The sequence below is a fragment of the Streptomyces mayteni genome (assembly GCF_054783955.1).
The window spans coordinates 1-12171 of sequence record NZ_BAAGPR010000163.1; the positions used below are offsets into that span (position 1 = coordinate 1).

At 73.4% G+C, this 12171-nt stretch carries 11 protein-coding genes; 6 read left to right on the forward strand and 5 right to left on the reverse strand.

Annotation, left to right across the window (positions count from 1 at the left end):
* Positions 1 to 1304: hypothetical protein (locus ACYVPE_RS37075; RefSeq protein ID WP_461038233.1), on the forward strand; the 1304-nt coding region annotated here is incomplete at its 5' end.
* Positions 1305 to 1351: 47 nt separating this feature from the next.
* Here ACYVPE_RS37075 and ACYVPE_RS37080 read toward each other — a convergent pair.
* Positions 1352 to 1879 carry an RICIN domain-containing protein gene (locus ACYVPE_RS37080; protein ID WP_461038243.1) on the reverse strand — a complete coding sequence of 176 codons (528 nt, stop codon included), beginning with the start codon at positions 1877 to 1879 and terminating at the stop codon, positions 1352 to 1354.
* Positions 1880 to 2181: 302 nt separating this feature from the next.
* Here ACYVPE_RS37080 and ACYVPE_RS37085 point away from each other — a divergent pair, with 302 nt between their 5' ends.
* Complete coding sequence (locus ACYVPE_RS37085) at positions 2182 to 5226, forward strand: family 16 glycoside hydrolase (protein ID WP_461038234.1); 3045 nt, start codon at positions 2182 to 2184, stop codon at positions 5224 to 5226.
* Between the two features lie 110 nt (positions 5227 to 5336).
* Complete coding sequence (locus ACYVPE_RS37090; RefSeq protein ID WP_461038235.1) at positions 5337 to 5525, forward strand: CU044_2847 family protein; 189 nt, start codon at positions 5337 to 5339, stop codon at positions 5523 to 5525.
* Between the two features lie 25 nt (positions 5526 to 5550).
* Here the strand turns inward: ACYVPE_RS37090 and ACYVPE_RS37095 are convergent, their stop codons facing one another.
* From ACYVPE_RS37095 to ACYVPE_RS37105, 3 genes are all read right to left on the reverse strand, one after another.
* Positions 5551 to 6105: a GNAT family N-acetyltransferase gene (locus ACYVPE_RS37095; protein WP_461038236.1), complete on the reverse strand. Its 555-nt coding sequence runs from the start codon at positions 6103 to 6105 to the stop codon at positions 5551 to 5553.
* 76 nt (positions 6106 to 6181) lie between these two features.
* Positions 6182 to 6844 carry a response regulator gene (locus tag ACYVPE_RS37100; RefSeq protein ID WP_461038237.1) on the reverse strand — a complete coding sequence of 221 codons (663 nt, stop codon included), beginning with the start codon at positions 6842 to 6844 and terminating at the stop codon, positions 6182 to 6184.
* Entirely contained in the window at positions 6841 to 7968 is a 1128-nt protein-coding gene (locus ACYVPE_RS37105) for a sensor histidine kinase (RefSeq protein WP_461038238.1), read from the reverse strand. Before ACYVPE_RS37105 ends, ACYVPE_RS37100 begins: the two co-directional genes overlap by 4 nt.
* A gap of 220 nt (positions 7969 to 8188) precedes the next feature.
* Here ACYVPE_RS37105 and ACYVPE_RS37110 point away from each other — a divergent pair, with 220 nt between their 5' ends.
* The 3 genes from ACYVPE_RS37110 (at position 8189) to ACYVPE_RS37120 (ending at position 11342) form a co-directional block, all read left to right on the forward strand.
* The gene (locus ACYVPE_RS37110; RefSeq protein ID WP_461038239.1) at positions 8189 to 8617 is read left to right on the forward strand and encodes a DUF6223 family protein; all 429 of its coding nucleotides are present in this window, start codon (positions 8189 to 8191) and stop codon (positions 8615 to 8617) included.
* A 215-nt stretch (positions 8618 to 8832) separates the two neighbouring features.
* Positions 8833 to 9894: a family 43 glycosylhydrolase gene (locus tag ACYVPE_RS37115; protein WP_461038240.1), complete on the forward strand. Its 1062-nt coding sequence runs from the start codon at positions 8833 to 8835 to the stop codon at positions 9892 to 9894.
* Positions 9895 to 9977: 83 nt separating this feature from the next.
* Positions 9978 to 11342: a DUF6055 domain-containing protein gene (locus ACYVPE_RS37120; protein WP_461038241.1), complete on the forward strand. Its 1365-nt coding sequence runs from the start codon at positions 9978 to 9980 to the stop codon at positions 11340 to 11342.
* 41 nt (positions 11343 to 11383) lie between these two features.
* Here ACYVPE_RS37120 and ACYVPE_RS37125 read toward each other — a convergent pair.
* Positions 11384 to 12171: SCO7613 C-terminal domain-containing membrane protein (locus tag ACYVPE_RS37125; protein ID WP_461038242.1), on the reverse strand; the 788-nt coding region annotated here is incomplete at its 5' end.

A 12171-nucleotide genomic window follows, 5' to 3' on the forward strand; every position in this document is an offset into this window, starting at 1 on the left:
CCTGGCGGCGCGACAGGACCGCCCGCGAGGACGACCGGCGGCGGGCGCGCTCCGCGCTGCTCGCGCGCTGCCGAAGGGAGGGGCACCGGGCGGCGCGCCGCGGCGAGTTCGACGCCTGGGTGCTCGGCGGCGAGGGACTGCCGTCGCGGCTGGCCGCGCTCGCCGCGGAACGTGACGAGCTCCGGCACCGGCTGACCAGGGAGGCCGCCGTCCAACGGTCCACGGCCGTCAGGTCGGCGGCCCAGGCACGGGCCGAGGCGGACGCGGCCGAGGCGGCGCTGCGGCGCAGCGCGGAGGCCAGGGCGGAACGTTCCGACCACCTCGACATCACCAGGGCCCAGCTCGACCGGCTGGCCGAACAGGCCGCGCGCCGGCGGCAGTTCAGGGACACGGTGGCCCGCTGGGTCGAACGGCGCCCTGGCGATGCCGCCCGGGCGGTCCCGGAGGGGGACCCGCTCCCCGAGCCCACCGCCCACCAGGCGAGCGACTCGGCGCGCTGGGAGGGAGTGAGCGCCACCGGCATCTCGAGGCGCGGCACGCTCGCCCTGCTGTGCTGCCTGACGCTGGTCGAACTCCCCATCTACTGGAGCTCGTTCCGGCGCATCCACGGCACCGGCGACCCGTCGGCCAACCTCCTCACCGCGACCTTCACGCTCGCCGTGGGGATCGTCATGGTCAGCGTCCCGCACGTGCTCGGCCGCCTGTTGCGGACGCTCTCCGCCACGGGCGCGCCCCGGCTGCTTGCCCTGCCGGCCCTGCTGCTGCTCGGCGCCTGGGTGCACGCCTGCTGGGTGCTCGGCGGGCTGCGGGCGAGCCTGCTGGCCGAGGACCGCGACCTGCTCACGGACCCCGACCAGGCGCGTTACCTGGACCCCGAGGTGCGGGACGCCGGCAGCGTCCTCGACCAGATCGGCGTCGGCGAGCAGACGATGAGCCTGATGTTCACCGCGCTGCTCCTGCTCTCCGGCGGGGTGGCGTTCCTGCTCGGGCTGGCCGTGGCGCACCCGTATCTGGCGGCCTACCGGGCCACCTCGCGGGAGCGGGAGCGGCTCGTGGCGGCGGAGCAGGAGTCGACCCTGGCCGCGCGGCGGGCCGACCAGCGGGCCGCCGCGCACCCCGCCGAGGACCAGGCCCGCGAGGACGCGTTGGAGGCGGCGCGACGCGAGGTGGACGAGCGGTACGAGGCGGCGGCCCACGCCTATCTGGACGGCCTGGCCAGCGGCTCGCGCGATCCGGCGGTGACGGAGGCGGCCATGCGGCTCTCCGGCCAGTGGCCGGTGCTGCCCAGGCCCACCACCGCCTGAGCCCCGACGCCCACGGCGTCCACGACGCGCGCGTCGTGGACGCCGGGCTACGCCCGTTCCACGCTGAAGACCTGGCGCTCCGCGCCGCCGCAGATCCACTGCCGGATGGTGGCGCCGGCCTCGCGGGTGCCGCCCGCCACGTCCGCGCAGAGGTCGCTGTGGGTGGAGACCAGGCTGAAGGCGTTCAGGCCCGGCTGCCGTTCGACGTTCCAGACCTGGGACGCGGAGTCGTCGCAGCCCGCCATCTCGACGTTGGCGCCCGTCTGGGTCGAACCGCCCGCCGTGTCGAGGCAGTTGCCGCGGCCGTCTCGTCCGGGCCGCCGCCCGACAGCGATGGGACGCCGCCCGACAGCGGCGGGACGCCGGCCAGCCACAGCGACGTGGCGACGATCCCCACCGCGCCGATCCCCAGCACGGAGACCAACGCCCGCCGCCCGGGGGCGACTCCGCGGCGCGCGACGGCCGGGTCGCGGGCGAAGGCGGTGGTGAACCGGGAGGCCGACGGCCGATCCCGGCGGTTCGAGGGCCGTTGCCGCATGGTCGTGCCTCCGGTCGTGGTCTCGCGACCGGCCCATCGCCCCTCGGCCGGCCGTGGGGTCCCGCCCCTTCCCCTGTTCCACGCGCGAAACGACCACCGAGTTCACCGGGCGGCCGCCGGGCGCCGCCGCCCGCGACGGACTTCCTGCTCACCGGCGCGCACTTCTTCGCCCGAGTGTCCGAAGACCGAGCCGATGCCGGGAATCTTCTCGCCGCGGTGGGAGATCCTTTCGACGGACCACGCCGGAAGCATGGACACGTCAACACAAAGTCCCTAGTCTCTCCGGCGCCGAGCCTGGGCTCCAGGCTCCGTCCCGCTCCACTCGCGTCAGGAGGAGCAATGGTCAAACCGTCGACCCGCCGCCGGTTCCATCGAAGACTCCGCGGCCGCCTCGGGGCTCTGCTGGCAGTGACCCTGCTCGCCGGGGCCGGCTGGGCCGCACCCGCCGCGGGCCAGGAGGCCCGAGCCGCCGACGAACCACCGCCCCAGGAACCCGGGGTGACCCTGCGCACCTACGACGTGCAGGTGCCGTTGGAGGAGATCTGCACGCTCAAGCCGGGCCAGACGCCGAACGTCGACCGGCTGATGCCCACCATCGACTGGACCACGGCCGACCAGTTCGGCTTCGAGAACCGCTTCGTGACCCACGCGATCGCCAACCTCGACGTGCCGCAGGACGGCACCTACGAGTTCCGCCTCACCAGCGACGACGGCTCGCGGCTCTTCGTGGACGACCAGGAGGTCATCGACCACGACGGGCTGCACGGAGCGACGTCCAAGGACGGCTCGATCGAGCTGACGGCCGGCTACCACGCGCTGTTCGTCGAGTACTTCGAGCGCGACGGCGAGCAGCAGCTCACGCTCTCCTGGCGGCCGCCGGGTGCGACCGACTTCTCCGTCGTGCCGAACTCCGTGCTCAGCACGGACGCCGGCGTCGTCCGCGTCACCGCTCCGGGCCGCAAGGAGTGCGAGGGCTATGACGACGCGCCGGGCGACGGCCTGCCGCTCACCGAGGTGCACCCCGACTACGAGCTGACCGACCTGCGTCCCGAGGGCTTCGAGCCGCAGGTCACCGCCATGGAGTGGCTGCCCGACGGCCGCCTGGCGGTCGCCACCTGGGGCGGCGGCGGCTCACCGAACGAGCAACCCACCGACGGCGAGGTCTACCTGCTCGACAACGTCACGGGCGAGACGGATCCCGGCCGGGTGACCGCGGTCAGGGTGGCGGAGGGGCTGCGGGAACCGCAGGGCCTCAAGTACGTCGAGGGCTCCCTGTACGTCTCGCAGAAGCACGAGCTGACCGAGCTGGTGGACCTCGACGGCGACGAGGTCACCGACGAGTACCGGACGGTGGCCACCTGGCCGTGGGGCGGCAACTTCCACGAGTTCGCCTTCGGCCTGCTCTACCGGGACGGCTACTTCTACCTCAACCTGTCCGTCGCCATCGACCTCGGCGGCGCCACCACCAACCCGCAGCCCGCCGAGAACCGCGGCACCACCGTCAAGGTGAACCGCGAGACGGGCGAGGTCAGTTACGTCGCCGGCGGCCTCCGCACCCCCAACGGCATCGGCTGGGGCCCCGAGGGCGAGCTGTTCGTCACGGACAACCAGGGCGGCTGGCTGCCCTCGTCCAAGCTCGTCCAGGTCGACGAGGGCGACTTCTTCAACCACTACACCAACCCGGCGGGCCCCTTCGACGACCAGCCCGTCACCCAACCCGTGCTCTGGCTGCCGCAGAACGAGATCGCCAACTCGCCGAGCACCCCGCTCACCCTCCAGGAGGGCACGTTCGCCGGTCAGATGATCTTCGGCGACGTCACCTACGGCGGGATCCAACGGGCGTACCTGGAACAGGTCGACGGCGCCTACCAGGGCGCGGTCTTCCGCTTCACCCAGGGCCTGGAGGCCGGCGTCAACCGGATCAGCCTGGGCCCCGACGGCGCGATCTACGCCGGCGGCATCGGCGCGGGCGGCAACTGGGGCCAGGAGGGCAAGCTGACCTACGGCCTGCAGAAGCTGACGCCCACCGGCGACGACGCCTTCGACATGCGGGAGATGCGCGCCACGGGCGACGGCTTCGAGGTGGAGTACACCCAGCCGCTCTCCCAGGAGACGGTGGACGCGCTCGCCGAGAGCTACCAGGTCGAGCAGTGGCGCTACGTGCCGACCGCCCAGTACGGCGGGCCGAAGGTCGACGAGGAGACCCTGACGGTGCGTTCGGCCACCGTCTCCCCCGACGGCCGGACGGTCACCCTGGACATCCCCGGCCTGAAGCCGGGCCACGTCGTCCACCTGCGCTCGCCCCGCCCGTTCACCGACGCCGGCGGCCAGGAGCTGTGGAACACCGAGGCGTGGTACACCCTCAACCGGATCCCCGGGGCGCCGGAGCCCGCCCCGACGGCCTACGAGGCCGAGGAGGCCAGGCTCGCCGGCGGCGCGCGCCTCGCCGACGACCACGACGCCTACTCGGGCCGCGGCTTCGTCGCCGGCTACGGCACCGAGGGCGCCAGCACGACCTTCACCGTGGACGCCGCCCGCGGCGGCCCCCACGACGTCGGACTGCGCTACTCCAACGGCCCCGACCCCTTCAGCGGCACCAAGACGCTGAGCGTCTACGTCAACGGGCAACGGGTGGGACAGACGGACCTGCTGTCCACCGGCACCTGGGAACAGTGGTCCACCAGGACCGAGCGACTGAACCTGCGCCGGGGCAGCAACACCATCACCTACGTCCACGAACCCGACGACACCGGGCACGTCAACCTCGACCTGCTCACCGTCCACCGCTCCGGCAGCCCCGTCACGCTCTTCGACGGCGTCGACCGGTCGGCGTTCCAGCACGGCGACGGCCGCATGGTGGAGTGGCCGCTGGTCGAGGACGACGCGATGGTGGTGCGCGGCGGCGACATCCGCACCAAGCAGTCGTTCCAGGACTTCCGGCTGCACCTGGAGTTCTGGCTGCCCGAGCTGCCACCCGACGTGACCGGACAGGACCGCGCCAACAGCGGCGTCTACCTCCAGGACCGCTACGAGATCCAGATCCTGGACTCCTACGGCGTCGAGACGCTGGCCGCCAACGAGGCCGCGGCCATCTACGAACAGCGGGCCGCCGATGTCAACGCGGCACGCCCACCGGAGACCTGGCAGACCTACGACATCACCTTCCGCGCCGCCCGCTTCGACGCCGAAGGCGACAAGACGGAGGACGCCCGCGTCACCGTCGTCTGGAACGGCGTCACCGTCCACGACGACGTGGCGCTCACCGGACCGACGGGCGCCGGCGCCCCCGAGGGCCCGACGGCCGGCCCGATCCGGTTGCAGGACCACGGCAACGCGGTCCGCTACCGCGACATCACCATCCAACCGCTCCGCACCCGCGGCTGAACCCCCGGTCGACGGGCGGCCCCACGCCGCCCGTCGACGCTTTTGGCGTGATGCGTTGAAACCATCTCACCTGAGGGTCGGAAGATTCCGGCGAGGACGGGCCGCGCGCGATGCTGCGCCCGCTCGGCCCGTTGCTCGAAGAGGTGCACCGCTCGGTCAGCGCCGTTCCCGACCCGCCCGAGGAGCTGTCGGTCTCCTTCGGCATCCGGATCGGCAACGACCTCGAACTGGGTATCGTCGGGCAGAGCGCCGACGCGACGATGACGGTGTCGGCCACCTGGCGCGCCGACGGCGCCTAGGCCATGTCTTCCGGCGGCAGCCCGTTCAGACCGGGACCTCGAAGACGAGCTCGCGGCCGTCCACCTCGTCCCACTGCTCGCCGACCTCCACGAAGCCGAATCCGGACATCGTGGCCAGGGAGGCGGTGTTCTCGGGGCTGATCGTCACCCGCGCGGTCCTGACCCCGGACTCGGCGGCGGCGCGCCGCAGGAGCTCCGTCAACATCGACCTGGCGTACCCCCGACGGCGGTGGTCGGGGGCCACCGAGTAGCCGATCTCCACCATGCCCGCCTCGTCGGGCGGCCCGTGGAAACCGGCGTACCCCACGACGACGCCCTCGGGCTCGGCCACCACGGCCCGGGTGAGCCACCCCGCGCTGCCCGGGTCCGAGGCCAGCTGACCGAGCCGATACCGCCAGACCCACTTCGCCTGATCGGTGAGGAAGTAGTCCGTGAGCTCGACCCCCGCCTCGGCACCGGCCAGCGCGAGGTCGTCGTCCAGCAGGGCGGTCATGGCCGCGCCGGTGAGAGCGACGAGTCTCACCGACCTCGGGCCGGTCGGGGTCGGGGCCGGGGACCGGCGGGCGGGTTCGTCTGTCACAGCGCGGATGCTCGCCGAGCGCCCCTGAGCGTGTCCAGCGGTTTTCTCCGCGGCCCCCGACCCCCGCCTCCCGGGGTCAGGGGTTGCCCGGGGCCACCAGCCCCGACTCGTAGGCGAGGACCACGAGTTGGGCCCGGTCACGGGCGTGGAGCTTGCTCATGGCGCGGTTGATGTGGGTCTTGGCGGTCAGCGGGCTGATCACCATGCGGCGGGCGATCTCCTTGTTGGACAGGCCCCGCGCGACCAGCACGACGGCCTCGCGCTCCCGGCCGGTCAGCTCTCCCAGCGCCTCGCCGGTGTCGGTGGGGAGCGGCTGGGTGACGTACCGGCTGATCAGCTTGCGGGTGATCGAGGGCGCGAGCAGGGCGTCGCCGCGCGCCGCGACGCGCACGGCGTGCAGGAAGTCCTCCGGCAGGACGTCCTTGACCAGGAATCCGGCGGCGCCGGCACGCAGCGCGTCGAAGACGTACTCGTCCAGGCCGTAGTTGGTCAGGATGACGACGTGCACCCCGGCCAGGGCCGGGTCGTCGGCGATGCGCCGGGTCGCCTCGATGCCGTCGACGACCGGCATCCGGACGTCGACGAGCGCGACGTCCGGCAGGTGCTCCCTGGCGAGCTCCAGGCCCGCGCCGCCGTCGGCGGCCTCGGCCACCACCTCGATGTCGTCCTCGAGGTCGAGGAGCGCACGGAACCCGCTGCGGATCAGCGGCTGGTCGTCGACCAGCAGGACCCGGATCACGGCGCCTGGTTCAGGGGGAGTTCGGCCTGGACGGTGAAGCCGCCCTCGCCGCGCGGTTCCGCCCGCAGCCGCCCGCCGAGGGCGGCGACGCGTTCGCGCATGCCGAGCAGCCCGACGCCGGGGGTCGGCGCGGTGGTCGGGCTGCCCCTGCCGTCGTCGTCGACGCGGATCGAGACGGCGTCGGGACGGCAGTCGATCAGGACCGACGCGGTGCGGGCCGCCGCGTGCCTGGCGATGTTGGTCAGCGACTCCTGGACGATCCGGTAGACGGTCCTGCCCACCGCGGCCGGCACGTCCTGCCGCCGCCCCTCGATGGTCAGCGTCGCCTCGATACCGGCCCGGTTCGCTCGTTCCACCAGCTCGGGGACGTCGTCAAGACCGCACGGCGGGGCCGTGTCGTCGTCGCGCAGCGCCTCCAGGGTCGCGCGCAGCTCCCGACTCGCCTCGCGCCCCGCCTCCTGGATCGCCAGCAGGGCCTCGGACACCGGTTCGCCGCGCCTGCGGGCCACGTGCACGGCCGCGTCGGCCTGCACCGTGACCACCGAGATCTGGTGGGTGAGCGAATCGTGCAACTCCCGTGCGATGTGCAGCCGTTCCTCGTCGGCGCGGCGCCGCGCGGTCTCCTCCCTGGTGCGTTCCGCCTCGTCCGCGCGCCGTTCGGCCTGCCGCAGCGCCTCGCCCGCCGCGCCGGCCGCGATCAGCCAGGCGATCTCGAGGGCGCCCCTGGCCCGCGCGAACGCCTCGCCCGTGCCGTGGAGGCCGGAGGCGAGAACGGCGAGCGGGAGGAGTGCCAGCACGAGCACGCTCGCCACCGCCGTGAGGGTGCGGTGTCCCGCCCGCACGGCCGCGTACACCGCGAACAGGTAGGCGACGGCCGGCACGTCGAAACCGGTCGCCTGGTAACCGACCGCGCAGCCCCCGGTGAGGGCCAGAGTGGCGAGTGGCGCCCGGCGGCGCGCGGCGAGCGCCAGCCCGCCGGCCGTCAGCAGCGCGTACCCGAACAGGTCGAGGTTGGTGGCGGAACGCTGCCCGGAGAGGGCGGTGACCAGCAGCACCGCCGCCACCCCGACGGCGATGCCCCAGTCCCAGAGCCGGGCCAGGACGCCGGACTCACCCGCGTTCATGGGGCGCACCCTAGCCGGCCGTCGCCGGGAGCGAGTCCTCCCGGGGGACGAGCGGCCGACTACCGCGCTCGCGGTACCCGCCCGCCTCCCGCGGCGTCCGTGGCAGCCGGCTGCGGCACCCGCGGCAGGGCGAAGTGCCTCCGCCCGCCGGACGACGCGGGGCGGGTCCCGCGGGGATGCTCGGGCGACATCCGGTCGTGGGAAGAGAAGGAGCACCCTCATGTCTGTTCGTCGCCTGAGCACCGCCGTCGCAACCGCCCTGCTCGCCCTGGTCGGAGCCGTCGGGCTCGCCACCCCCGCGGCCGCGCGGGTCTCGGCCGGTTCGGCCGAGGTCGACGCCGGCACCCTGACCGCCGCGCGTCTCTGGGCCACCGCGGCCGCGCTGCTGGCGCTGGTCGGCGTGGTAGCCGGCGCGCTGGCGCTGGCCCGTGCGGTCCGCCGGATCGGGAACGGAGGGACGAGGGGGGCGGTCACGGCCCTGGTGGCGGGGCTGGTCGCCGCGGTCGGCGGCGCGCTGAACCTGGCCGTCGCCGACGGCGGTCCCGGCACCGGGAACGGCGTGGTCGGGGGCGCCGCGGCCCTGGTGTCGGGGCTGGTCGCCGCGGTCCTCGGCTGGCTCGCGCTGGCCCGCTCCCACCGCACCGGCTGACCGCGACGGGTACCGGCCCCGGAGTGGTCCGGTTTCCCCCGTTGACGCGGCCGGTATCAGCAGTAGCTTGCTAGGTGCCAAATCCCGTACGTCGTTCGGCATTTCAAACAACAGCCCGAGGTGGCTCCCCCCTGAACCGACTACGGGTGGGTGTCGGTCCGCGTACCCGGAGAGCTTCTTCGAGCTGGCAGCCGCGAGAAGCAGGAGGCACCGCGATGGCACATCGTCGACCGTTCCACCAACTGGCCCTAGGGGCCGCGGCCCTGGTCCTCACCGCCGTCGGACTCGGCACGGCGTCAGGTTCCGCCTCGGCCCAGCAGCCCGGGGCACCGACCCCGGAAGCGTCGGTGGCGTCGGTGGCGTCGGAGATCGAGCCGCTGGCGAACCCCATCGTCACCGGCATCTACACCGCCGACCCCGCCACGCTCGTCGTCGACGGCACCGCGTACATCTTCGCCGGCCGCGACGAGGCGGCGCCCGGCCAGCAGCAGTTCGTCATGCGCGAATGGCAGGCGTTCTCCTCGCGGTCCCCCTCGAACGACCCGGCCGCCTGGCAGCGCCACGGCGCGGTCCTCTCGCTCGACACCTTCGCGTGGGCCGGCGCGAACGCCTGGGCCTCCGAGGTGGAACAGGGACCCGACGGCCGGTTCTACTGGTTCGTCTCGGTCGACGGCCGCACCGACAACGGGTGGATGAACATCGGCGTCGCGGTCGCCGACCACCCGCTCGGCCCCTACCGGGACGCCATCGGCGGCCCGCTGATCTCGGACTCCACCCCCAACTCCTCCGCGCTGAACATCGACCCGACGGTGTTCATCGACGACGACGACGAGATCTACCTGTACTGGGGCTCGTACTGGGAGCCCAGGGCGGTGCGCCTGCGCGACACCATGACGGCGCTGGACGGCGCGGTCTTCGAACCGGCCGGCCTGACCGGCTTCTGGGAGGCCCCCTGGCTGTTCGAGCGCAACGGCCTCTACTACCTGGCCTACGCCTCCAACTCCGGCGCCGACTGCGTCACCAGCTCGTCCTACGCCTGCATCAGGTACGCGACCGCGAACAGCCCCGCCGGCCCCTGGACACACCGGGGAGTCGTGCTCGGCCAGGTGAGTTCGACGACGAACCACCCGGCCATCATGGAGTTCGGCGACCGGTGGCACATGGTCTACCACACCGCAGGCGCCCCGGGCGGCGGCGACTTCCGCCGCTCCGTCGCCATCGACGACCTGTACTTCAACGCCGACGGCACCATGCGCAGGGTCGTCCAGACCCCCTGAGCCGATGGCGGACCCGATCCCCTGCGGGCCGCCCCCCACATCGCCAGGGCCCCCCACATCGCCAAGGAGAGGGACGGATCCTCATGTCACGAGAACCGAGAAGACCAGGCAGGAAACGCCCGTGGCGGCGCTTCTTAGCCGCCGCCGCCGCGTTCGCCACGGCCCTGGTGCTCGCGGGCCCGGCGGGCCAGGCCGGCGCCGCGCCCGACACGGAAGTCCAGGCGGCGAAGCAGACCCGCGTCCCGCGGTTCATCACCGACGCGGGCGCCGAGACCAGGAACGTCGTCGAGTCGGAGAACTTCGCCGTCCGCTGGGGTGGCGCCGTCGACGCCGTCGCCTGGGGACGGCAGAACCGCGGGATCGACAACTACCCGCAGTGGATCGCGGACCACATGGACGACATCTACGACTACTACGTCAACGAGGTCGGGTTCGTCGATCCCGCCGACCACCCGGTCGGGTCCCAGTACAAGATCAACGTCTACCTGTGCGGAACCTGGTCGGGCGGCTTCCTGCCCCCGGCCAACTGGGCGGGACCCGACGACATCGGCCTCGGGCACATCTGCCTGCCCTACGACAAGATCTGGGACGACTGGGTCGAGTCGCACGAGTTCAACCACGTGCTGCAGAACTACGCGGTCGACCTCAACATCGCCCGCGGCAACGGCGGCGGCTGGGGCGCCGGCAACCCGGTCTCCGGGCCGGTCTGGGAGGCCCACGCCAACTACATGGCCCGCATGCGGCGCCCCGAAGTGGTCGTCGGATCCGGCTACTACGTCGACCGCCAGCACCGCAGATGGCTGTCCCAGGAGACCTACTACGGCGACTGGCTGCTGTTCAACACCATCCGGGACCTCTACGGTCCCGAGGTGATCGACCGGTTCTGGTACGAGGCGCGGCAGGGCGAGCACCCGATCGACACCATCAAGCGGGTCCTCGGCCTGAACCACCAGGGGTTCGCCCAGCTGATGGCCGAGTACACGTCCCGGCAGGTCGTCTACGACTTCTCCGACGGTGCCAGGATGCGTAGCGACCTCTGGCGCGGCGGCGGCAACTACCGCCCCCTGCACACCGATCCGCTACAGAGCCTCGGCAGCGGCCAGTACCGGATCGCCGACAGCGACGCCCCGCACCAGTACGGGCACAACGTCATCCGGCTGAATCCGACCGGCGGCCAGGTGTCCGTCCAACTGCAGGGCCGGTCGAGCCTCGCCGGCGCCGACTGGCGGTTCCGGCTGGCCGCGGTCTCGCCCAACTTCTCCGTCCGGTACAGCGCCGCGTTCGCGCCGGGACAGACGGCGAACTTCGGCCTCCAGGGCAGTGAGACGCACCTGATGCTCGTCGTCGCGGCCACGCCCTCGCAGCACCGCGACTACCCGATGTGGCAGGTCGGGGTCGGGGACCCGTTCCCCTACGAACTCACGATCCAGGGCGCCTCTCCGGCATAGCCCGAGGTGGACGGCGGCGGCCGCCTGGCCGCCGCCGTCCGTCAGCCCAACCGCTGCCAGGCGGCCCGGAACGAGCGGGCGTCGCGCAGCCGCCGCTCGTAGGTGGCGCCCACCGCCAACAGCGCCGCCCCCACCAGCGCCAGCGGCACCCAGCGCGGCACAAGACCGGCCACCTGCACCACCTGGGGCGCCAGTTCCCGGCCGGCGACCAGCGCCAGCGCGCCGCCGCCGAGCAGCAGCGACGCCTGGAGCCGCCGCCGCGCCCCCACCAGCGTCACCCCGAGCGCCCAGCCGCCGAGCGGCAACGACCGGCCCCAGCCCGGATCGTCCGCCAGCAGCCACAGGCTGGGCAGCAGCGAGGCCCCGAGACCGAGCCCGTACGCCTGCCACGAGGAGAGCCCGGGATCGCCCAGCCTCCGCAGGGCTCCCGCCCCGAGCAGCGCCGCCGCCACCGGCGCCGTGTACGCCTCGGGCACCGTCACCTCCCAGCCGACGAGACGCGTCCAGGCCGACAGGACCAACAGCCCGCCCGCCACGTACCAGGCCGGCCGGCGGTCGGCGCGCAGCGCCACCCAGGCGGCGCCCGCCGCGCAGAGCGCCAACACCGTCGACAGCGTGCCGAGGCGCGCCGCCGCGCAGTACACCGCCCAGCCGGCGACCGCGTAGCCGGCGCACTCCACCGAGAGCGACACCGGCGCCTGGCGCGGCCGGGCCGCAAGACCCACGGCCACCAGCGCGAAGGCGAGCAGCGTGAACGCGGCCGTCGTCGCGGGCGCACCGAGCGCGGCGGGCATCGCCCGCGCCAGCCCACCGGCGCACAGCAGCGCCG